The 20,689-nt window shown below is 72.2% G+C and carries 18 protein-coding genes and 1 riboswitch; of the genes, 8 read left to right on the forward strand and 10 right to left on the reverse strand.

What is annotated here, in order from left to right; genetic code table 11:
* Positions 1 to 57: 57 nt before the first annotated feature.
* The 5 genes from ACFTXQ_RS29235 to ACFTXQ_RS29255 all read right to left on the reverse strand — a co-directional run bounded on the left by ACFTXQ_RS29235 (position 58) and on the right by ACFTXQ_RS29255 (position 5,798).
* Complete coding sequence (locus tag ACFTXQ_RS29235) at positions 58 to 546, reverse strand: septum formation initiator family protein (RefSeq protein ID WP_382646206.1); 489 nt, start codon at positions 544 to 546, stop codon at positions 58 to 60.
* A 93-nt stretch (positions 547 to 639) separates the two neighbouring features.
* A complete protein-coding gene (eno, locus tag ACFTXQ_RS29240; protein WP_382646209.1) occupies positions 640 to 1,926 on the reverse strand; it encodes a phosphopyruvate hydratase in 1,287 nt (428 codons plus the stop codon).
* 251 nt (positions 1,927 to 2,177) lie between these two features.
* Complete coding sequence (locus ACFTXQ_RS29245; protein WP_382646211.1) at positions 2,178 to 2,882, reverse strand: transglycosylase family protein; 705 nt, start codon at positions 2,880 to 2,882, stop codon at positions 2,178 to 2,180.
* Positions 2,883 to 2,885: 3 nt separating this feature from the next.
* Positions 2,886 to 3,058, reverse strand: a riboswitch (cyclic di-AMP (ydaO/yuaA leader).
* 276 nt (positions 3,059 to 3,334) lie between these two features.
* Positions 3,335 to 4,420 carry a transglycosylase family protein gene (locus ACFTXQ_RS29250; RefSeq protein WP_382646214.1) on the reverse strand — a complete coding sequence of 362 codons (1,086 nt, stop codon included), beginning with the start codon at positions 4,418 to 4,420 and terminating at the stop codon, positions 3,335 to 3,337.
* 103 nt (positions 4,421 to 4,523) lie between these two features.
* Positions 4,524 to 5,798, reverse strand: a complete 1,275-nt coding sequence (locus tag ACFTXQ_RS29255; protein WP_382646216.1) for a cytochrome P450 — start codon at positions 5,796 to 5,798, stop codon at positions 4,524 to 4,526.
* Positions 5,799 to 5,919: 121 nt separating this feature from the next.
* Between ACFTXQ_RS29255 and ACFTXQ_RS29260 the strand changes: the two genes are divergently transcribed.
* Entirely contained in the window at positions 5,920 to 7,131 is a 1,212-nt protein-coding gene (locus ACFTXQ_RS29260; RefSeq protein WP_382646219.1) for a globin domain-containing protein, read from the forward strand.
* Between the two features lie 17 nt (positions 7,132 to 7,148).
* On the opposite strand, the gene ACFTXQ_RS29265 is transcribed toward ACFTXQ_RS29260, so the two are convergent.
* Both ACFTXQ_RS29265 and ACFTXQ_RS29270 read right to left on the reverse strand, forming a co-directional pair.
* Entirely contained in the window at positions 7,149 to 8,147 is a 999-nt protein-coding gene (locus ACFTXQ_RS29265) for a nucleoside triphosphate pyrophosphohydrolase (protein WP_382646221.1), read from the reverse strand.
* A gap of 28 nt (positions 8,148 to 8,175) precedes the next feature.
* Positions 8,176 to 8,799 (reverse strand): SurA N-terminal domain-containing protein, encoded by a 624-nt coding sequence (locus ACFTXQ_RS29270; RefSeq protein WP_382646224.1) that lies wholly within the window; start codon positions 8,797 to 8,799, stop codon positions 8,176 to 8,178.
* A gap of 177 nt (positions 8,800 to 8,976) precedes the next feature.
* On the opposite strand from ACFTXQ_RS29270, the gene ACFTXQ_RS29275 reads away from it, so the two are divergent.
* The 3 genes from ACFTXQ_RS29275 to ACFTXQ_RS29285 are packed head-to-tail and all read left to right on the forward strand — an operon-like array spanning position 8,977 to position 12,077.
* Positions 8,977 to 11,370: a YfhO family protein gene (locus ACFTXQ_RS29275; protein ID WP_382646227.1), complete on the forward strand. Its 2,394-nt coding sequence runs from the start codon at positions 8,977 to 8,979 to the stop codon at positions 11,368 to 11,370.
* 24 nt (positions 11,371 to 11,394) lie between these two features.
* Complete coding sequence (locus tag ACFTXQ_RS29280; RefSeq protein WP_382646230.1) at positions 11,395 to 11,673, forward strand: type II toxin-antitoxin system Phd/YefM family antitoxin; 279 nt, start codon at positions 11,395 to 11,397, stop codon at positions 11,671 to 11,673.
* Positions 11,670 to 12,077 carry a type II toxin-antitoxin system VapC family toxin gene (locus tag ACFTXQ_RS29285; RefSeq protein WP_382646232.1) on the forward strand — a complete coding sequence of 136 codons (408 nt, stop codon included), beginning with the start codon at positions 11,670 to 11,672 and terminating at the stop codon, positions 12,075 to 12,077. Before ACFTXQ_RS29280 ends, ACFTXQ_RS29285 begins: the two co-directional genes overlap by 4 nt.
* Positions 12,078 to 12,126: 49 nt before the next feature.
* Here the strand turns inward: ACFTXQ_RS29285 and ACFTXQ_RS29290 are convergent, their stop codons facing one another.
* The gene (locus ACFTXQ_RS29290) at positions 12,127 to 13,647 is read right to left on the reverse strand and encodes a protein kinase (protein ID WP_382646235.1); all 1,521 of its coding nucleotides are present in this window, start codon (positions 13,645 to 13,647) and stop codon (positions 12,127 to 12,129) included.
* Entirely contained in the window at positions 13,644 to 14,276 is a 633-nt protein-coding gene (locus ACFTXQ_RS29295) for a hypothetical protein (RefSeq protein ID WP_382646238.1), read from the reverse strand. The genes ACFTXQ_RS29290 and ACFTXQ_RS29295 overlap by 4 nt, the downstream gene beginning before the upstream one ends.
* A gap of 262 nt (positions 14,277 to 14,538) precedes the next feature.
* Here ACFTXQ_RS29295 and ACFTXQ_RS29300 point away from each other — a divergent pair, with 262 nt between their 5' ends.
* Entirely contained in the window at positions 14,539 to 14,721 is a 183-nt protein-coding gene (locus ACFTXQ_RS29300) for an antitoxin (protein ID WP_382646241.1), read from the forward strand.
* 45 nt (positions 14,722 to 14,766) lie between these two features.
* Here the strand turns inward: ACFTXQ_RS29300 and mfd are convergent, their stop codons facing one another.
* Positions 14,767 to 18,327, reverse strand: a complete 3,561-nt coding sequence (mfd, locus tag ACFTXQ_RS29305) for a transcription-repair coupling factor (RefSeq protein WP_382646244.1) — start codon at positions 18,325 to 18,327, stop codon at positions 14,767 to 14,769.
* Between the two features lie 200 nt (positions 18,328 to 18,527).
* On the opposite strand from mfd, the gene ACFTXQ_RS29310 reads away from it, so the two are divergent.
* From ACFTXQ_RS29310 to ACFTXQ_RS29320, 3 genes are read left to right on the forward strand one after another with little or no spacing between them, the layout of a single operon-like run.
* Positions 18,528 to 18,773, forward strand: a complete 246-nt coding sequence (locus ACFTXQ_RS29310) for a type II toxin-antitoxin system Phd/YefM family antitoxin (RefSeq protein ID WP_382646247.1) — start codon at positions 18,528 to 18,530, stop codon at positions 18,771 to 18,773.
* A complete protein-coding gene (locus ACFTXQ_RS29315) occupies positions 18,770 to 19,138 on the forward strand; it encodes a type II toxin-antitoxin system VapC family toxin (protein WP_382646250.1) in 369 nt (122 codons plus the stop codon). Before ACFTXQ_RS29310 ends, ACFTXQ_RS29315 begins: the two co-directional genes overlap by 4 nt.
* Positions 19,139 to 19,192: 54 nt before the next feature.
* A complete protein-coding gene (locus ACFTXQ_RS29320) occupies positions 19,193 to 20,605 on the forward strand; it encodes a DUF2079 domain-containing protein (protein ID WP_382646252.1) in 1,413 nt (470 codons plus the stop codon).
* Positions 20,606 to 20,689 lie beyond the last annotated feature (84 nt).

The raw sequence follows: 20,689 nt of genomic DNA on the forward strand, positions 1-20,689 counted from the left end.
CCTGGAGGAAGTCTCTTCGTTCTCGTGGATGGGTGCTGCGGTGCGTCGTCGTACCGGTCAGTCGCCCGGGCGGTCGGCCTTGTCGACGCCGTCCCAGACGTTGGAGTACCACGGGCGGTCGGAGCCGGCCTGGCCGGTCCGGTGCCGCTCGGGGCCCTGCGCGCCGGGGTCGGTCATGATGTAGCCGGTCTCCCCCGGGCGGAGGAAGTGCAGGTGTTTGCGCGCCTGCTGCTCGGCGTAGGCGTTGTCCTGCCAGCGGGCCTTCTCGTCGCGCAGCCGCTCAAGGCGGTCCCGCGCGGCCGCGGCCGCCCGCTGCTGCTCCGCGATCTCCGAGCGCTGGGACACGTACTGGCGCATCGGATACGCGAGGGCGACGACCAGCGTACAGAGCACGAGCACCAGGAGCGCGGCGCGGCCGGTGAGCCGGCTGCGGCGGACCTGGCGGCGCGACTGCGAGCGGTAGACGTGGGCGGCGGTCCGCTCACCGAGCTGCTTGAGCCTGGTCGCGGTCGAGAAGGTGGAGAACCGATCCCGGTTCCCGGCCATTGATCCCGCCTCCCCTGTTGTACGCACTACGCACTACGTCCCCGCACACGGTACGGGACCGAGTGCGGGGACGCAGGGAGGCTAGGCGAAGGCTCAGCCCTTGAAGCGCGGGAAGGCGCTGCGGCCCGCGTACACGGCGGCGTCGTCGAGGATCTCCTCGATGCGCAGCAGCTGGTTGTACTTGGCGACGCGGTCCGAGCGGGCCGGGGCGCCGGTCTTGATCTGACCGCAGTTCACGGCGACGGCGAGGTCGGCGATGGTGACGTCCTCGGTCTCACCGGAACGGTGCGACATCATGCACTTGAAGCCGTTGCGCTGGGCCATCTCGACGGCGTCGAGGGTCTCGGTCAGCGAACCGATCTGGTTCACCTTCACGAGCAGGGCGTTCGCGGAGCCCTCCTCGATGCCGCGGGCCAGGCGCTCCGGGTTGGTGACGAAGAGGTCGTCGCCGACGATCTGGACCTTGGAGCCCAGCTTGTCGGTGACGGTCTTCCAGCCGGCCCAGTCGTCCTCGAACAGCGGGTCCTCGATGGAGACCAGCGGGTACGCCTCGACGAGCTCGGCGTAGTAGTCGGTCATCTCGGCGGCCGAGCGGGACTGGCCCTCGAACTCGTACTTGCCGTCCTTGTAGAACTCGGACGCGGCGACGTCGAGCGCGAGCGCGATGTCCTTGCCCGGGGTGTAGCCGGCCTGCTTGATGGCCTCGACGATGAGGTCGAGCGCGGCGCGGTTGGACTCCAGGTTCGGGGCGAAGCCGCCCTCGTCGCCCAGGCCGGTGGAGAGGCCCTTGGTGTGCAGGACCTTCTTGAGGGTGTGGTAGACCTCGGCACCCCAGCGCAGCGCCTCGGAGAAGGACTCCGCGCCGATCGGGGCGATCATGAACTCCTGGATGTCGACGTTGGAGTCGGCGTGCGACCCACCGTTGAGGATGTTCATCATCGGAACGGGCAGCAGGTGCGCGTTCGGGCCGCCGAGGTAGCGGAAGAGGGGGAGGTCGGAGGCCTCGGACGCGGCGTGCGCGACGGCGAGGGAGACGCCGAGGATGGCGTTGGCGCCGAGCGAGCCCTTGTTGTCGGTGGCGTCCAGGTCGAACATGGCCTGGTCGATCAGGCGCTGCTCGGTGGCGTCGTAGCCGACGAGCTCCGGCCCGATCTGCTCGATGACGGCGAGGACGGCCTTCTCGACACCCTTGCCCATGTAACGGTTGGGGTCACCGTCACGGAGCTCGATGGCCTCGAATGCACCGGTGGAGGCGCCGGACGGAACTGCAGCACGGCCGGTGCTGCCATCGTCGAGGCCCACCTCGACCTCGACCGTGGGGTTGCCTCGGGAGTCCAGGATTTCCCGGGCTACGACGACGTCGATGGACGGCACGAGCATCTCCTTCTGGGATGTGACGCTGGGTGTGCGGTGGCGTCAGGCCGTGGGATGGCCTCGCCGACTAGAGCCTAACCGGCTCCGGGCACTCGGCCAGCCGACCGCCCGCGTCCTGGGACGAAAAAGGGGCCGAATACCTTGCTTCCAGGACATACGACTCTTGATCGTCGGGTATCCACCGGGCAAAACGCCGCCGCCCGGCGCGTGGGGGGAGACGCGCCGGGCGGTGGGGAGCGCGGCTATTGCCGCAGTGTTCAGCTGAGCTTCAGCTTCTGACCGGGGAAGATCAGGTCGGCGTCGGAGACGATGTCCTTGTTCAGCTCGAAGAGCTTCTCCCAGCCGCCCTTGACGCCGTTGGCGTCGGCGATGGCGCCCAGGGTGTCGCCGGGCTTGACCTCGTAGGAGCCGTTGCCGGTCTTGGGGGCCTCGGCGCGCTCGGAGCGGGTGGTCGGGGCGGCCTCGGAGCGCTGGGTCTCCTTCTTCGGCGCGGCCTTCTGCTCGGTCTTCTTCGGAGCGGCCTTCTGCTCCGTCTTCTTCGGCTCGGTCTTCGGCTTGGAGGGGGCCTCGGGAGCGCCGCCGCCGTACGAGGAGTTGGACAGGCCGACGCCGCAGGACGGCCAGGCACCCTTGCCCTGGCCCTTGAGGACCTTCTCGGCGATGGCTATCTGCTGGGACTTGGAAGCCTGGTTGGCCTGCGGGGCGTACGCCTTGCCGCCGTACGCGGCCCACGTCGAGGCCGAGAACTGCAGGCCGCCGTAGTAGCCGTTGCCGGTGTTGATGGCCCAGTTGCCACCGGACTCGCACTGCGCGACGCGGTCCCACTCGCCCGCCGTGGCGGCCGAGGCGGAGCTCGCGGCCATCAGGGGCGCGGCGACGGCCACACCGGCGACACCGGCGAGCGTGACGATGCGGGTCGCCTTGGAGGCGCGGCGGTGCTTGCCCTTGCCGGAAAGCAGCATGAGGTTTCTCCTCACCGACGCCTACGAGGTGAGCTGTCGGGTTCGGGCGGATGAGTTGCCCGGTCGTGCGACCTAGCGCACGGCTTAACCCCTAGCCGGTGGCGTGACCGTCTCTCAACGGCCGCTCCCGGCGCCTACCTTGGTTCCCCCGCTCCTGCCTTCGGCGCTTGACGCGACGACTGTTCCCCCCGTCCGCCGGCAGGATTCGGCGATGCGGTCGAAGGAGCCCGCGGTGGCGGGCGATTCAGAAGGTAGACAGGCCTCCCCCCGATGTTCAACAAGCGACATCGGGGGGAAACGGCCCCTACTTGCGTTCCACTTACGCACGTTTGCGCAGGTGAGGACAGGGTTTGCAGAATCCCCGAGGGGTGACACGCCAGTTGACCGGAAGAGACACATGTCTCACTTACAGAAAACGGACAATCAAGTCTTTCCGGATGCCCGAAGTGCCCTTATTTTGCGGTTAGATCCAGGTTCTGGCCGGGCTTGATCAGGTTGGCGTCCTGGCCGATGACCTGCTCGTTGGCCTGGTACAGCGCGCTCCAGCCGCCCTTGACCCCCTTGGCATCCGCGATGGCGGCGAGGCTGTCGCCCTCCTGCACCGTGTACTTGGGCTCCGACGGGGCATCAGAGACGGCCGGCGCCTCGGCGGCGGGTGCTCCGCGGTGCTTGCCCGTGCCCTCGGCCGGGGTGGCCGACGGGGCGGCGGGGGAGGTGGGTTCGGCGGAGGCGCCGGGGGCCGTCGGGCCGGGCGTGACGCCGGGCGTCGCGGGCGCCGTCGGGTCGGCCGGGGTGAGCGGCGGGGCGGTGGGGTCCACCGGATCCGTGGTCACCGGGGCCGTCGGGTCGGCGGGGGTGACGGGCGGGACGGTGGGGACGGTCGGGGTGGTCGGGGCGGTCGGGTCCGCGGGGGTCACCGGAAGCGTCGGGTCCGTGGTGAGGTCGTCCGGCGACGGCATGACGGGCAGTCCGAGCGAGGGGCCGAGGGGGCCGTCGGGAACCACGAAGGAGGGGCTCTCGGACGGGCCCGGGGTCGGCTGCCCGTAGTCCGTGGACGGCTTGCCGTGTCCGGTGACGGGCACGCCGTCGTCGGGACGGGAGGGCGAGGGGGTGACGGAGTGGGAGCCGCCCGGCAGGCCGGGGTCCACCGCGGCCGCGGGGCTCTGCTGGTCCAGCCCGGCCGATGCCGCGCACAGCGACCACGCCTGCGTTCCCTGCGAAGCGAGTACGCGCTCGGCGACGGCTATCTGCTGCGACCGGCTCGCGAGGTCGGCGCGCTTGGCGAAGTCGAGCCCGCCGGCGGCCTGCCACTCCTCCTGCGTGAACTGGAGTCCGCCGTACGATCCGCTGCCGGAGTTGGCGGTCCACGTGCCGCCGCTCTCGCATTCGGCGACCTTGTCCCACGTCGAGGTGTCCGCCGCGCTCGCGCTTGTGGCGGCGAGCAGCGGCAGGGCCAGCGCGGAGCCGGTGACTCCGGCGGTGACGACGATCGCGGGGATCTGGCGGGGGCGTCTGTGGCGGCCGTTCCCGGGAAGCATGAGGCTGCACCTTTCGCATAACGGCGGGGTAACGGCAGAACCTAGCGGCCTTCGAACGCATGTCACAAGTTCGGCAGGGAACTGACTTCCGGTCAGGCGGCGCTCAGATGTTTCGGGGTGTGAAGCGCACAGGGAGAGTGCGCAGGCCACGCATGATCAGTCCGCCGCGCCAGCGCAGGTCTTCCGGCGGAACGGCGAGTTCCAGATCCGGCAGACGCGTGAGCAAAGTCGCAAGCGCCGTCTGTCCTTCAAGTCGTGCGAGCGGAGCGCCCAGGCAGTAGTGGATCCCGTGCCCGTATCCGAGGTGCTGGTTGTCGGTGCGCCCGAGGTCGAGGGTGTCCGGATCGGCGAACCGGGCCGGGTCGCGGTCGGCTGCCGCGAGGACGACCAGGACCGGGTCCCCGGCCGCGATCGGCTGCCCGCCGAGGGTCAGCGGCTCGGTGGCGAACCGCCAGGTGGCCAGCTCCACGGGGCCGTCGTAGCGCAGCAGCTCCTCGATCCCGGTCTCCAGCAGCGCGCTCTGACCGGCGGCGAGCGAGAGCTGGAGGCGCTCGCGCTGATCCGGGTTCATGAACAGGGCATGCAGCCCATTACCGATCAAATTGACCGTGGTTTCGAAGCCGGCGAAGAGCAGGATGAAGGCCATGGCGGTGGCCTCACCCTCCGTCAGGTGGTCTCCGTGGTCGCTCGCCCGGATCAGGTCGGAGATCAGGTCGTCGCCCAGATCATCCCTTTTGCGGTGGATGAGCTCGCCGAGGTAGGTGCGCATCTGCTTGACCGAGCGGGCCACTCCGCCGCGCGGACCGCCGCCGTGCCGGATCATCATCCCGGCCCAGTCGCGGAAGTCGTCCTGGTCCTCGCGCGGTACGCCGAGCATCTCGCAGATGGCGTAGATGGGGAGCGGGAAGGCGAACTCGTGGATGAGGTCCGCCTCCCCCTTCTCCTGGAACTGCCCGATGAGGTGGTCGGTGAGCGCCTGCACCCGCGGGGTGAACTCGGCGACCCTGCGCGGGGTGAACGCCTTCGACACCAGGCGCCGCAGCCGGGTGTGGTCCGGCGGGTCGATGTTCAGCAGGTGCGTCATCAGCTCCGCCTTGCGCTCGCCCGGAATGCCCGTCTTGCCCTTGGCGTGGGCGGGCTCCGCGTGGTGCGCCGGATTCTTGCTGAGCCGCTGGTCGGCGAGGGCCTGGCGGGCGTCGGCGTACCGGGTCACCAGCCAGGCCTCGACCCCGCTGGGGAGCTTGGTGCGGTGCACCGGGGAGTGCTCGCGCAGCCATGCGTAGGCCGGGTAGGGGTCGGTCGCGAACTCCCAGTCGAAGAGGGTCGGACCCTGGGGCGAAGGGGAGTCGGCGGGGGATGCGGGAGTCTGCTCGTGCACCGGATGACCGTATCCCGGCATACGACCCCCATCCCATATGGGTCGTTCGTCGCGGCTGTCCGTAGATCCGCCATCGCTTGACCTCACCTTGTCCGACATTCCTACTTTCGGTTTTGTGGATGTGAGGATCTTGAAAAGCAGCTTCGCGGTGGTGGAGAGACGGGCCGAACACGCGGTCAAGTACTTCTACTCCCACCTCTTCTGGCACAACCCCGGAGTCCGTGAACTCTTCCCGGCCTCCCCCGAGGACATGGAGCGTCAGCGCGACCGGCTCTTCGCCGCGCTCACACACGTGATCGCCCACCTGGAGAACGAGACCCTCGTCCCCTACCTACGCGACCTCGGGCGCGACCACCGCAAGTTCCTGGCGGGCCCCGAGCACTACGCCGCCGTGGGCACCAGCCTGATCGCCGCCCTCGCCGAAACCTCCGGCGAGGCCTGGACCCCGCAGGTGGAGAAGGCCTGGACCGAGGCGTACCAGGTGATCGCCGACGCGATGATGGCCGGCGCCGCCACCGGCGAGGACCCGCCGTGGTGGGACGCGGAGGTGGTCCGCCACCTCCAGTACGGGCAGGACATCGGCGTCCTGACCCTCAGACCGCACGCCCCCTTCCCCTACCTCCCCGGCCAGTACACGAGCGTGAGCAGCGCCCGGGTCCCGACGACCTGGCGCACGTACTCGATCGGCAACGCCCCGCGCCCCGACGGCACGATCGACCTGCACGTCAGCCGGATCGAGCGGGGGCGGCTCAGCACCGCCCTGGTCGACGAGAGCCGGCCGGGCGACCTGCTGCGGCTCGGCGCCGCCGGCGGGCAGCTGACCTTCCGCCGCACGGACCGGCCGGCCAGCCTCATCGCCGCGGGCACCGGCTGGGCGCCGATCCGCGCCATGCTGGAGGACCTCGCGGACCACCCCCCTGATCAGGACGTACGGCTCTTCGTGGTCGCGCGGGACGCCGCCTACCTCTACGACCGCCCGCTCATCGACGAGTACGCCGCCGCCCTCGGCTGGCTCGGCGTCACCTACATCACGCCCGCACCCGGGCAGCACCGCAACCAGGCCACCGACCGGCTCGCCACCGCGCTCAGCAACCGGGGCCTGTGGCCCGCCCAGGACGTCTACCTCAGCGGGCCGCCGCAGTTCATCGAGGAGACCGCCCACCTCCTGGAGGAGCTCGGCGCCCACCCCGACCGGATCTTCTACGACTCCGTACCCGCCGCCGGCAGGGGCCACGGCCCGGGCGGCCGACCCCTCGGCTTCGGCGAATGGTTCCTGAACCGCCCGTCGCCGCACTGGCACAACCCCTCGGGCCGCGCACCGCGCCCGTACTAGAACAGCACCGCTGAGGGCTACTCGCCGACGCCCTCGGCGGCCCGGATCGCGTCCCGGTAGACGCGAGCCGCCGCGCGCAGCGCCGTTTCCGGGTCGATCCCCGACGCCTCGGCGCGTGCCGCCAGCTCCAGCAGCTCGTACCCGATGCCCTCGCCGCGGGGCAGCTCCACTGCCACGCCGCCCGCACGGGCCCGTCCGGCGAGCTTGGCCGCGAGGGCGAGACCCGGCTGGCCCAGCGGGATCCCGTCGGTCACCGAGTCGCGCTGCTTCTCGACCGCCTTCGTGCGCAGCCAGTGCGCCTTGACCTCTTCCGGGGTGTTCGCCTCGGCGTCGCCGAACACGTGCGGGTGCCGGTGGATCAGCTTCTGGACCAGGGTCCCCGCCACGTCGTCGATGGAGAACGCCTCGTCTGGGTCTTCGGCCTCCTCGGCGATCCGCGCGTGGAACACGACCTGGAGCAGGACGTCCCCGAGCTCCTCGCGCAGCTCTTCCCGGTCACCGGCCTCGATCGCCTCGACGAGCTCGTACGCCTCCTCGATCCCGTACTTGACCAGGTCCTCGTGGGTCTGCCGGGAGGACCAGGGGCACTCGCGCCGGATCCGGTCCATGACCTGGACCAGGTCGAGCAGGCGCGCGCCGGGCAGGTCGTAGGAGCCGGGCAGCAGCTCCAGGTCGGGCATCGAGACCCGGCCCGAGCCTGCGAGGCGCGCCAGCCCGTCGGTGAGCCGCTGGTCGCCCTCGCCCGACGGGAGCACCACGACCGTCCGGCCGCCGGCGCAGGCCTCGACCAGCTCGTGGGCGTCCGGGGTCTCGTGCTCGACCTCCACCCCCGCCTCCCGCAGGTACGGGAGCTGCGGGTGGCCGGGGTCGGCGCACAGCACCCGGTCCGCGGCGCGCAGGGTCTGCCACGCGGGCCAGGACAGCACGCCGGGGGCGACCCGGTGGCTGGTGGTCAGCAGGACGATGCGGCCGGTGGGCTCGACGGACGTGTCGTGGGAGGGGTCGTGGTCAGTCACCCTCCGAACCTACCTCCGGGCGGCGGCGTCACGCTCCGGCGGGTGCCTGCTCGGGCCGGGTGCGCTGGGTGATCCAGGGGGTCTCCCCGGCGCCGAGCTTGATCTGCTTGACGTCCCAGGCGCCGTAGCGCGGGTTGACCTCGATGTGCAGCGCCTTCGCGGCCGCCCGGGCCGGCTCCTCCAGCTTCCCGTTGCCGTACTTGGCGGTCAGCTTCGTCAGCAGGACGCGGTCGCGCAGGAAGCGGTCGACCTGGCCGGGGGCCATGGCGCCCTTCTGCAGCAGCAGCGCCTCGAACTGCTCGGCCCCGTTGTTGTCGTCGACGTACGCCTTGCGCTCGTCCTCGATCTCCTTCTCCGAGACGGTGATCCCGGCGGTCGCGGCCATCTTGTCGATGACGCGGCTCTGGAGCATCGAGTCCAGCTTCTGCCGCTCCAGGTTCGGGGTGCTCGCGATCAGCTCGGCCGCGGACTGCCCGGAACGGTTCTGCGCGGCGCGGACGTCGTTGACCTGGGCCTGGAGCGCGGAGGTGGTGATCCGTTCACCGCCGACGACGGCCGCGGTGCCGGGCCGGGTCCCGCCCGAGCAGGCGGACAGCAGGGGGGCCGCCAGGAGCAGGGCGGCGGAGACGGAGAGCGCTGTGCGACGGTGCAAAGGAGCCTCCAGGGCCGGGAGATTGTGCGTCGGTGCACAAGGGCCTTGCGATGATCGATGGTATGAGGTCACGGTGGTGCGGGCCACCGGTTCGACCAACGATTCCCGGGGTGTTGGGGTGCGCGTTCACCCTGTGGCCACCATCGCTTCCTCCGGTGCTGCCAGGGTCGGCCCACCATGTCGACACCGCACCGCTCTCCGCGCAGCGCACTGCGCCGCCCGAGCCTGCTCGGCTCGGGGCTCGCCGCCCTGCTCACGGCGGTGGCCGTGTGCGCCGGGGACGCCGTCGCCCGCGTCTTCCCGTACGGGCCGCGCCACCGCAGCATCAACGACCTCGGCAATCAGTTCGTGCCGTTCCACGCGCACCTGTGGGACCTCCTGCACGGCCGCGCGGAGGGCGGGCTGCTGTTCAACTGGCAGTCCGGCTACGGCACGAGCTTCCTGCCCGACCTGGGCACCTACCTGACGAGCCCGCTCTCGGTGCTCGTCGGGCTGTTCCCGCGGGCGGACGTGGACCTCGCGGTGTACGTCGTCACCGTGCTCAAGACCGCGCTCGCCGCGGCGGCCATGGCCTGGCTGCTGCGCACGCAGCGGCGCGGAGCCTGGTGGGCGGCGGGGCTGCTCGGGGCCTCGTACGCGCTGTGCGGCTGGTCGGTGATCGAGGCCTCCTACAACCCGATGTGGCTGGACGGGCTGATCGCCTTCCCGCTGCTGTGCCTGACGGGCGAGTGGGCGCTGCGCGGACGGCGGCCGCTGCTCGCCCCGCTGGTCGTGGCCGTCTGCTGGACGGCGAACTTCTACACCGCCTACATGGCGACGCTGGGCGCCGCGCTGGTCCTGCTCGTACGGGTGGTGCTGACCCGGGAGGGGGCCCGGGCCCGGCTCGGGGTGATCGGCCGGGCGGCCGGGGCGACCGTGCTGGGGATCGCGCTCGCGGCTCCGGTGCTCGCCCCGCTGTTCCTCAGCTCGGCGCAGGCCTACCCGGGTTGGGTCAAGGAGTTCCGGCCCGTCGCCTCGGCGGACTTCTTCGCCCGGCTGCTGCCGGCGACGTACTCCTTCTCCTCCCCCGCCGTCTTCGTGGGGACCGGGACGCTGCTGCTCGCGGCCGCGCTGCCCTTCCACCGGGCGGTGCCGGCACGCACCCGGCTGGTGTGGGCGGGGCTCACGGTGGCGGTGGCGCTCTCCTTCCAGTGGGCGCCGACGCACCTGGCCTGGCACCTCTTCGCGACGCCGAACGGGAGCCCGTACCGGCAGACCTTCGTCCTCGCCGGGATCGTGGTGATCGCGGCCTGGACCGGGCTGGCGGCGGGCCTGCCCGGGCCGCGGGCGCTGGCGGCGGGGGCGGGCCTGCTCGCCGCGGCGGCCCTGTGGTCGCTCGGCAGTCCGCTCGCCACGTCCTGGGGGTACGTGCTGTTCGGCGGCGGCCTGGCCGCGGCGGGCGCGGCCTGGTGGGCACTGCGCCACCGGCGCCTGGTGCCGGTGGCGGCCGCGGTGCTGGCGGCCGTACTCGCCGGGCAGGCGGCCGCGACCACCGCCTACGGCCACAAGGGCAAGCTCGGCGGCCTCGACGACTACCCGTCCTGGGGTCCGGCGCACACGGCTCGCTCCGCTGCCCTCTCGGGCGCCGAGGGCTGGCCGGCGTACCGCACCGACCCGAGCCGGCCGGCCCTGACCGGCAACGATCCGATGCTCCTGGGCGGGGAGGGCGGCGCCTACTACAGCAGCCACACCCCGGCGGTGTTCACGGACACGATGGTCGCGCTGGGCGCCGGCTGGACCTCGCGCGGGCGCAACGTGCAGAGCATCGACAACCCGGTGGTCGACGCCCTGTTCGCGGTCGGCGCCCGTCTCCAGCCGGACGGCACGGTCCGCCGCGCCGAGGTCCCGCCGCTGGTCACGACCCGCCCGCCGGGCGAGCCCGCCCCCTACGGCGAGTCCCCCTTCGCCAACCAGGAGCTGCTGCTGGGCGCGAAGGTGTACGAGGACCCCCTCTCCCCCGGGGTCTGCCGCGCGGGCACCGAGGCCTACCTGTGGGCGCCGGAGTACAACGCGACCGCCCGCCTCGCCGACGGCCCGGCCTTCCGGCTGAACGGCAACGCCCCGCGCAACCGGGCGGCCCTCCAGCCCCTGGGCACCTCCCGGGGCGCCTCCTCGCCGCTGGTCTTCGACGCGGCCGCGCCGCCCCGCTGGACCCTGTCCTGCCTGGACCGCTCGAAGCTCGACCCGGCGGTCGCCGCCCTGCGCGCCTCGGCGGCCACCTCGATCCGGGTCGGCCCCTCGGACGTCCGCGCCGACCTGCCCGCGGGCGCCGCGGGCACGGCGGTCCTCTCGACCCCCGCCATCGCCGGCTGGACCTGCAACGACCGCCCCGCCTCCTCCTACCTGGGCCTGGTCGCGTTCCCCCTCACCCCCGGCACCACCCACCTCACCTGCACGTTCCGCCCCCCGGGCCTCGCCCCGGGCACGGCCGTCGCGGGAGGGGCGCTGGCCGTCCTGCTGGCCCTCCACCTCGCCCGCCGCCGCGGGGGAAGCCAGGCCACTCATTCGGGCGAAAGCACCCTTCCAGCGTAGAACGCGACGTTCTACGCTGGAAGCATGGACCGCATCCCCGTACGTGAACTCAACCAGCACACCAGCGCCGTGCTCGCGCGAGTGCAGCGCGGTGAGTCCTTGGAGGTCACCGTGAGCGGAACAGCCGTCGCGCGGCTCGTGCCCATCACACCGACGCAGTCCCTGCTCGACCGTCTCGTCGCGGAGGGGCGTGCCACCGCGCCCCTTTCCGGCGGGACCTTCCCCCTTCCGCCGGTTCTGGGCGACCCCGGGGTGGATGCCGCCGCGGAACTCGCCGCAGCGCGCGACGAAGAGCGCTGGTGATCTATCTCGACTCCGCGGCCGTCGTGAAGCTGGTCCGCCGGGAGCACGGCAGTGCCGAGCTGGTGGCCTGGCTGGCCGAACGTCCGCAGACGCCCCTGGTCTCGTCCTCCTTGGTCGAGGTCGAGGTTCCGCGAGCCCTGCGCCGGTCCACTCCACAGGCGCTGGCCGGCGTGCCGGGCGCGCTGACACGTCTGTACCGACTGGAAATCGACCAGGCTGTACGGGCAACGGCCGCCGCGTACACGGACCCCCTGCTGCGCTCGCTCGACTCGATCCACCTCGCCACCGCGCAGCTCCTGGCCGGCCAGCCGGGCGCCGAGCAGCTCACCTTCGTGACGTACGACCAGCGCCTGCTCAAGGCTGCGGAGTCACTCGGCCTGGCCATCGCCTCGCCCGGTACGTGACGAGGGGTTCGCCCTTGACCTGCGCTCGGCCGATGTTGCGGCCGCCGGGTCAGCGGACCTGGCTCAGCCATTGGAGGGTGCGGCGGATTTCGGTCGGGAAGGGGTGGGCCGGGCCGTGGAGGCGTTCGGCGTCGAACAGGAGGCGGGCCAGGGTGTCGTGGGCCGCCGGGCGGTCGCCGAGGGAGAGCAGCAGGTGGGCTATGCGGCGGCGGACCTCCAGGGGGAGGCCCGGGTCCGGGTTGGCGTAGTGGTTCTCGAAGAGCGGGAGCAGTGAGCGGTACTCCGCCAGGGCCGCGGCCGGTTCGCCGAGCTGTTCCAGGCACTGGGCCGCGTCGTAGCGGAAGCGCAGGGCCTGCGGGTCGCCGGCCGGGAACTCGTCGGCGAGGCGGCGCAGTTCGGGCAGGGCGCGGCGGTACTGGCCGTCGTCCATCAGCGTGGCCGCGTACTGCTTGCGCAGGGAGCGGACGACCGGGGAGTGCTCGCCGTGCTCGGCGGCTGCCGCCGGGAGGATGCCGCCCAGGATGTCCACGGCCTGGGTGAGCCGGCCCTGGTCCAGGAGCTTGCGGGCCTCGTCCACCGCGCCCGGGATGTCCGGCTTCGGGGGCACGGGAGTCGCCGTCGGCGGGGTGCTCGGCCGGGGCGGGATGACGGTGGCCCGGTCGGGCCAGGGGGCGTGGGGGCGCAGGAAGGGGCGCGTCGGGTCGAGCGGGCCGGTCGGGGCCGCGCTGCCGCGGGCCGGGAGCAGCGGGGTGAGGGCCTCGTACACCTCCTGCGCGGAGGCGGGCCGGTCCTGCGGATCCTTGGCGAGGAGGCGCAGGAGGACGGCCTCCAGCTCGGCGGGCACCTCCGGGCGCAGCCGGCGCACCGGGACCGGGGGCTCGTAGAGGTGGCGGTGCAGGACGCCCAGCGCGGTGGAGCCGGCGAAGGGGACGTTGCCGCTGAGGAGTTCGTACAGCAGCACGCCGAGCGCGTACAGGTCGGTGTACGGGCCGACCGCGCCGCTCATGGCCTGCTCGGGCGCCATGTACGCCGGACTGCCGATGGGCGAGCCGGTGCTCGTGAGGCGGGTGGTGTCGGTGTCCATCACCGAGGCGACACCGAGGTCCAGGACCAGGACGGTGCCGTCCGGGCGGATCATCACGTTGCGCGGCTTGAGGTCGCGGTGCACGATCGGCACCGCGTGCACGGCCGACAGCACCGCGCACAGCTGCGCGACCACCGCGACCGCCCACGGCCAGGGGTACGGGTCGTGTTCGGCGAGGTGGTCGGCGAGGTCGGAGCCCTCGACGTATCCCATGACGAGGAACAGCTCGTCGCCGTCGCTGCCGGCGTCGTGCACGGTGACCAGGCCGGGGTGGTCGACCTGCGCCGTGACCCGGCATTCGCGCACGAAGCGGCGGCGCAGCTCCTCGGCGACCGTGCCGGGCCCCGCGACCTTGTCGGGGGGCAGCAGTTTGACGGCGACCCGCCGGTCCAGGCGCCGGTCGTACGCCGTCCAGACCTGGCCCATGCCGCCCTGGCCGAGGATGGTGGCGAGCTGGTAGCGGTCGCCGATGAGCCGGTCGGTCACTGATTGAGGTCCTGGATCGGGGTGTCGTTCGGGTCCTGGTACGGGCCGCCGGGCCGCGGGGGCTGCGGGGGCTGGTGCGGCTGCCTGCGCAGCAGTTCGCTGAGCTCGTCGAGCTCGGCGCGGACCTGCCCGAGGCGCGGGGGCGGGGTCGGCTGCGGCGGGACCTGCGGCGGCACGGGGGTCTGCGCGGGCGGGTACCCGTACGAGGGCGCCGTCTGCTGCGGGTGGGCGTACGGGGAGGGCTGCGCCGGGTACCAGGGCGCGGGCGGGGCCCCTCCGGCCGCCCGGAGCTCGTAGTGGCGGATGTCGGCCACGAGGAAGTACACGCAGGTCGCGAGGGCCGTGAGGAGGGTGCCGCCGGCCCCGGTGTTGCCCTGCCAGCCGCTGGTGTCCTCGGTCGGGTCGAGCCCGATCAGCACGACCCACGCGACGGAGAGCCCGCCGCTGATCACGAGCAGCGCCCAGTCGACGGTCTTGCGGGTGAGCAGCGCGAGCCGCAGCATCGTGGCCCAGGCGAGGAAGCCGCAGCTGAGAATGGGCAGCAGCGCGAACAGCACGCGCAGGGCCACCACGCCCCCGGAACTGGGCTGGTGACCGTGCTGCGGCGGCGGGAGGCCGGGGCCGTGCATCGCTGCTCCTGACGGGCCGTGCGGAAAGGCTTGCGGAGCGAAGCGTATAAGCCTTTCCGGCCGCTGGTGAGGGGATGTGCCCAACCGTTGTACGGTCGCGGCCCCGCTGGTCAGTCCGGTGTGACCGTGCCGTCCGACGAGCCGTCGGCCCGGGCCCGGAAGCGGACTCCGTAGCGCTGCTGTTCGCTCAGGGCGGGCTTCGGCGAGCGAGCTCCCCCAAACGGGCGTACCGTCCCAAAGGGATACGGAAGGGAGCCCTCGTATGGGGATCTTCGACAAGGCCAGGGAAATGCTGCAGGGCCACGGCAAGCAGGCGAAGCAGGCGTCCGACGCCGCCGAGCGCCAGATCAACCAGCGGACCGGTGACAAGTACACCGACCAGGTCGACCAGGCCCAGCAGCAGATGGAACGACGGCTGGGCATCGACGACGACCCGAACAAATAGCCGCCTCAGGAGGCCGGGCCGCACGGGCCCGGCCTCCTGCGCGGCTCAGGAGCCGAGGATCGTCGCGAGGAACTCCCCGGTCCAGGCCAGCAGTTCCCGCCCGACCAGCGGCTTCCCGCCGATCTTCCCCGTCTTCGGGCGCGGGATCAGCACCTGCGAGGCGGCGGGCTTGAGCACCGCCCCCGGGTAGAGCCGCTTCAGGCGCAGCTCCTGCGACTCGCGCAACTCCACCGGCCCGAAGCGGATGTTCGGGCCCTGGAGGGTGATGTCGGCGACCCCGCACGCCCGGGCGAGCATCCGCAGCCCGGCCACCAGCAGCAGGTTCTCCACCGGCTCGGGCAGCTTGCCGTAGCGGTCGGTGAGCTCCTCCCGTACGGCCTTCACGTCCGCCTCGGAGTTGGCGGAGGCGATGGCCCGGTAGGCCTGCAGGCGCAGCCGCTCGCCCGGCGCGTAGTCGTGCGGGACGTGCGCGTCGACCGGCAGCTCGATCTTGACTTCGAGCGGCGGCTCCTCCTCGACCCCGCCCTCGACGGCGGCCCGGTAGTCGGCGACCGCCTCGCCGACCATGCGGATGTACAGGTCGAAGCCGACGCCCGCGATGTGCCCGGACTGCTCGCCGCCGAGCAGGTTGCCCGCGCCGCGGATCTCCAGGTCCTTCATCGCCACGTACATGCCGGCGCCCATCTCGGTGTGCTGGGCGATCGTCGCGAGCCGCTCGTGCGCGGTCTCGGTCAGCGGCTTCTCCGGCGGGTAGAGGAAGTACGCGTACCCGCGCTCGCGGCCGCGGCCCACGCGGCCGCGCAGCTGGTGGAGCTGCGAGAGGCCGAAGTTGTCACCGCGCTCCACGATCAGCGTGTTCGCGTTGGAGATGTCGATGCCCGACTCGACGATCGTCGTCGAGACCAGCACGTCGAACTTCTTCTCCCAGAAGTCCACGACGACCTGCTCCAGGGCCTGTTCGGACATCTGCCCGTGCGCCGTCGCGATCCGCGCCTCGGGCACGATCTCGCGCAGCTTGGCGGCCGCCCGGTCGATGGACTCGACCCGGTTGTGGATGTAGAAGCACTGGCCCTCGCGCAGCAGTTCGCGGCGGATGGCCGCGCCGATCTGCTTCTCCTCGTACGGGCCGACGAAGGTCAGGACCGGGTGCCGCTCCTCCGGCGGGGTGGTGATCGTCGACATCTCGCGGATGCCGGTCACCGCCATCTCCAGGGTGCGCGGGATCGGTGTCGCCGACATCGTCAGCACGTCCACGTTGGCGCGCAGCTTCTTCAGCTGCTCCTTGTGCTCGACGCCGAAGCGCTGCTCCTCGTCGACGATGACCAGACCCAGGTCCTTGAACTTGGTCTCCTGCGAGAACAGCCGGTGCGTGCCGATCACCACGTCCACCGAGCCCTCCTTCAGGCCCTCCATCGTGGCCTTGGACTCGGTGTCGCTCTGGAAGCGGGACAGCGCCTTCACGTTCACCGGGAACTGGCTGTAGCGCTCGGAGAAGGTGCCGAAGTGCTGCTGCACGAGGAGCGTCGTGGGCACGAGGACGGCGACCTGCTTGCCGTCCTGGACCGCCTTGAACGCGGCGCGCACGGCGATCTCCGTCTTGCCGTAGCCGACGTCGCCGCAGATCAGGCGGTCCATGGGGACGGATTTCTCCATGTCCTCCTTGACCTCGGCGATGGTGGTGAGCTGGTCGGGGGTCTCCGCGTACGGGAAGGCGTCCTCCAGCTCGCGCTGCCAGGGGGTGTCCGGGCCGAAGACGTGGCCGGGGGCCGCCATGCGGGCGCTGTAGAGCTTGATGAGGTCGGCGGCGATCTCCTTGACCGCCTTCTTCGCGCGCGCCTTGGTCTTGGTCCAGTCGGCGCCGCCGAGCCGGTGCAGGGTGGGGGCCTCGCCGCCCACGTACTTGGTGACCTGCTCCAGCTGGTCGGTGGGGATGTAGAGGCGGTCGCCGGGCTGGCCGCGCTTGGCGGCGGCGTACTCGACGAGGAGGTACTCGCGGGTCGCGCCCTGGACGGTGCGCTGCACCATCTCGATGTAGCGGCCGACGCCGTGCTGCTCGTGGACGATGTAGTCGCCGGCCTCCAGGGTCAGCGGGTCGATCGTCTTGCGGCGGCGGGTCGGCATCCGGCCGAGGTCCTTGGTGGCGGTGCGCTGGCCGGTCAGGTCGGTCTCGGTCAGCACCGCGATCTTCAGGGCCGGGTCGACGAAACCGTTGTCGATCGAGCCGCACGCGACGTGCACGAGGCTCGGCTCCAGGGCGCGCAGGTCCGGCTCCAGCCGGGCCGCGATGCCCTCGCCGGCGAGGACCTCGACGGTGCGGGCGGCCGGGCCGTGGCCCTCGGTGAGGTAGACGGTGTGCCAGCCGTCGGCGATCCAGCCCTTGGTGTCGGCGAGCGCGCGGGCGGTGTCGCCGCGGTAGGCCTCCGGGGCGTGCATGCCGAGCTTGAGGACCGCCGGCTCGCCGGCTGATGTCAACGTGCTGCCCGCGGCCGTCTCGTCGGCGGCGAAGGGGGAGACGGACCACCACATCATGTCCAGCTCGCGGGCCCGGTCGCGGACGTCCGCGATCCCGCGCAGCGAGGCCGCGCCGACGTCGATCGGGGCCTCGCCGCCGCCGGCCGTGGCCGCCCAGGAGGCCATCAGGAACTCCTGCGAGGTGGCCACCAGGTCGGCGGCCCGGGTCCGGACCCGCTCGGGGTCGCACACGACGGCCATCGACCCGGCGGGCAGGACGTCGATCAGCAGTTCCATGTCGTCGACGAGGACCGGGGCCAGGGACTCCATGCCCTCGACGGCGATCCCCTCGGCGATCTTGTTCAGCAGCTCGCCGAGCTCGGGGTGGGCCTCGGCGAGGGCCGCGGCCCGCTCCCGCACCTCGTCGGTCAGCAGCAGCTCGCGGCAGGGCGGGGCCCACAGGCCGTGCTCGGCGATCTCCAGCGACCGCTGGTCGGCGACCTTGAAGTAGCGGATCTCCTCGACCTCGTCGCCCCAGAACTCGATGCGCAGCGGGTGCTCCTCGGTGGGCGGGAACACGTCGAGGATGCCGCCGCGCACGGCGAACTCCCCGCGCTTCTCGACGAGCTCGACGCGCGCGTACGCGGCGGCGGCCAGCGCCTGGGTCACCTCGCCCAGATCGGCGCTCTGCCCCTGCCGCAGGCCCACCGGCACCAGGTCCCCCAGGCCCTTGACCTGCGGCTGGAGCACGGAGCGGATCGGCGCGACGACCACCGAGACGGGGCCGGCGGCCGGGTCGTCCTTGCTGGGGTGCGCGAGACGGCGCAGCACGGCGATCCGCCGGCCGACGGTGTCGCTGCGCGGGCTCAGCCGCTCGTGCGGGAGCGTCTCCCAGGACGGGTAGTCCACCACCTCGTCGGGCGAGGGCAGCAGCGAGCGCAGCGCCGCGGCCAGGTCCTCGGCCTCGCGCCCGGTGGCGGTCACCGCGAGGACCGTCCGCTCGGTCTGCCGGGCCAGCGCGGCGATCACGAAGGGCCGCGCGGCGGCGGGGCCGACCAGGTCCACGTGCATCCGGTTGCCGTCCCCGGCCGCGGTGACCGCCTCGGCGAGGGCGGGGTCCCGGGTGACGGCGTCGAGCAGTCCGTGCAGGCTCATGGGGAGGCTTTCCATCCGGTGAGAGGGCAACGCGAAGGACCCGACACGTCGCACGGGCCGGGGGTTCCCACCCTACGACGCCCCCTGCCTCCACGCGCGGGGGATTCACGTCCCCCGTGGGGGTGACGGAGCTGGCGCGGGCTGGGCCGACCTGATTACGCTTGGTCCAGCAGCTAGTCCACCTCTGCTCTGGAGTACGCATGGAAGCGGCCCGGCAGTACAACGTCCACGAAGCGAAGACGAACTTCTCCAAGATCCTGGAGGCGGTCGCCACCGGCGAAGAGGTGATCATCAGCAAGGCCGGCGAACCGGTCGCGAAGGTGATCCCCCTCGCGGGCAAGGTCCGGCGCACCGATTACGGCTCCCTCGCGGGCCGGATCGAGATCGCCGATGACTTCGACGACCTGCCCGACGGTTTCGCCGAGGCATTCGAGGTCGACGCGTGAAGCTCCTGCTCGACACACACGTCGTCCTCTGGTGGATGAACGGGGAGCTTCCCGATGCAACGCGGGAGCTCCTCGGGCGTGAGCTCACCGTGTACATGAGCGCCATCACGCCCTGGGAGATCTCCGTGAAGCAGGCTGCGGGCAAGCTCACCAGCACTGAGGATCTGGCATTGCAGGCCTGCAACACGCAGTTCCAGGCCCTGCCCATCGATGCCCACCACGGCGTCCTGGCAGGCAAGCTGCCCCTGCACCACAAGGATCCGTTCGACCGCATGCTGATCGCCCAGGCCCAGTCCGAGGGGCTGACCCTCGTCACGCGCGACAAGTTCATCCCGCTCTACGATGTCGACGTACTGACCGTCTGAGCTCGCCGCGTCGCCCCGCCGGAGAGACGCCGCCGGCCGAGGGAGCACGAGTCCGTGACGAGCAGCGATGCGATAGCGCGCCCCGCGACGGCGGCCACGACCACCGTGAAAGCGGTCAGGAGCCGGTGGGCCGGGCCGTGGGCCGTGGCCGGCGGGCTGTTCCTGATCTACCTCGTACTGTCCGTCGGGCGGTTCAGGCGCATGGAGTGGGCCTCCTGGGACCTGGGGATCTTCGAGCAGGCCATCCGCGCGTACGCGCACCTGCAGGCGCCGATCGCCGATCTGAAGGGGCCCGGCGCCAACATCCTCGGGGACCACTTCAGCCCGATCATCGCGCTCATCGCCCCCGTCTACCGGATCTTCCCCGGGCCCGTCACCCTCCTGGTCGTCCAGGCCGCCCTCTTCGCGCTCTCCGCCGTCCCCGTCACCCGCACGGCCGGACGGTTCCTCGGCCGTCCCCGCGGGACCGCCGTCGGCGTCGCGTACGGGCTGTCCTGGGGGATCCAGCGGGCCGTGGAGTTCGACTTCCACGAGATCGCCTTCGCCGTCCCCCTGATCGCCTTCGCCCTGGAGGCGCTGCTCGCCCGCCGCTGGCGCGCCGCCCTGCTGTGGGGGCTGCCGCTCGTCCTCGTCAAGGAGGACCTCGGCTTCACCCTCGCCGCCCTGGCCGTCGTCGTGGCCTGGCGGGCCCGGGCCTCCGACCGGCGGGCCGCCTGGACGGCCCTGGGCGTCGCCGCCGGCGCCGCCGTCTTCGCCGTCCTCGTCTTCACCGTGTTCATACCGGCCTTCGCGACCGCCGGCTACGGCTACTGGGACAAGCTCGACGGCGCGGGCAGCCCCCTCGACGGCATCGGCACCAAGCTCACCACCCTGACCTGGGTCCTGCTCCCCACCTCCGGGCTGCTCGCCCTGCGCTCGCCGCTGCTGCTGGTCGCCGCCCCCACCCTCGGCTGGCGGTTCCTGTCCGGCGACGACCACTACTGGTCCACCGACTGGCACTACAGCGCCGTGCTCATGCCCGTCGTGGCGCTCGCCCTCGTCGACGCCATCGACACCGCCCGGCGCAGCGACCGGCCCCGGCTGCGCGCGTACGCCCTCCAGATGCCCACCGCCGTCCTGGCCGCCGCCCTCGCCCTGAGCGCGACGGCCCTGCCGACGGCCAAGCTCGTGGAGGCCCGTACGTACGAGAAGCCGGCCCGCGCCACCGCCGTCGAGCGGCTCCTGGACCGGATCCCCGACGGCGCCACCGTGGAGGCCGACACCGTCCCGCTGACCAGGCTGACCTCCCGCTGCCGCGTGCTGTGGGTCGGCGGCAGCAAGGGCGTGGTCCCCGACTGGATCGCCATCGACAACGGCTCCAAGTGGGCCGGCGAGGACCCGACCGGCTACGCCCGCCAGCTGCACCCCGGCGAGCGGTTCACCGTGGTGGGCCAGGCGGAGGGCGTCGTCCTGATGCGGCGGACCTGAGACGGCAGGCCCGACATCGCGGGCCCGGCGGCGGGCACCGCACGACGAGGCGCCGGCCCGGAACCTCCCCCGTGGGTCCCGGAC

Origin of the sequence: Streptomyces sp. NPDC057010, assembly GCF_042673805.1 — a bacterium.
Taxonomy (GTDB): domain Bacteria; phylum Actinomycetota; class Actinomycetes; order Streptomycetales; family Streptomycetaceae; genus Streptomyces.

Coding starts and splice junctions, on each gene's coding strand:
- mfd (WP_382646244.1), bottom strand. CDS start 18,327: ATGAGCCTGCACGGACTGCTCGACGCCGTCACCCGGGACCCCGCCCTC.
- ACFTXQ_RS29280 (WP_382646230.1), top strand. CDS start 11,395: ATGGACCGCATCCCCGTACGTGAACTCAACCAGCACACCAGCGCCGTG.
- ACFTXQ_RS29235 (WP_382646206.1), bottom strand. CDS start 546: ATGGCCGGGAACCGGGATCGGTTCTCCACCTTCTCGACCGCGACCAGG.
- ACFTXQ_RS29295 (WP_382646238.1), bottom strand. CDS start 14,276: ATGCACGGCCCCGGCCTCCCGCCGCCGCAGCACGGTCACCAGCCCAGT.
- ACFTXQ_RS29300 (WP_382646241.1), top strand. CDS start 14,539: ATGGGGATCTTCGACAAGGCCAGGGAAATGCTGCAGGGCCACGGCAAG.
- ACFTXQ_RS29245 (WP_382646211.1), bottom strand. CDS start 2,882: ATGCTGCTTTCCGGCAAGGGCAAGCACCGCCGCGCCTCCAAGGCGACC.
- ACFTXQ_RS29275 (WP_382646227.1), top strand. CDS start 8,977: ATGTCGACACCGCACCGCTCTCCGCGCAGCGCACTGCGCCGCCCGAGC.
- eno (WP_382646209.1), bottom strand. CDS start 1,926: ATGCTCGTGCCGTCCATCGACGTCGTCGTAGCCCGGGAAATCCTGGAC.
- ACFTXQ_RS29250 (WP_382646214.1), bottom strand. CDS start 4,420: ATGCTTCCCGGGAACGGCCGCCACAGACGCCCCCGCCAGATCCCCGCG.
- ACFTXQ_RS29310 (WP_382646247.1), top strand. CDS start 18,528: ATGGAAGCGGCCCGGCAGTACAACGTCCACGAAGCGAAGACGAACTTC.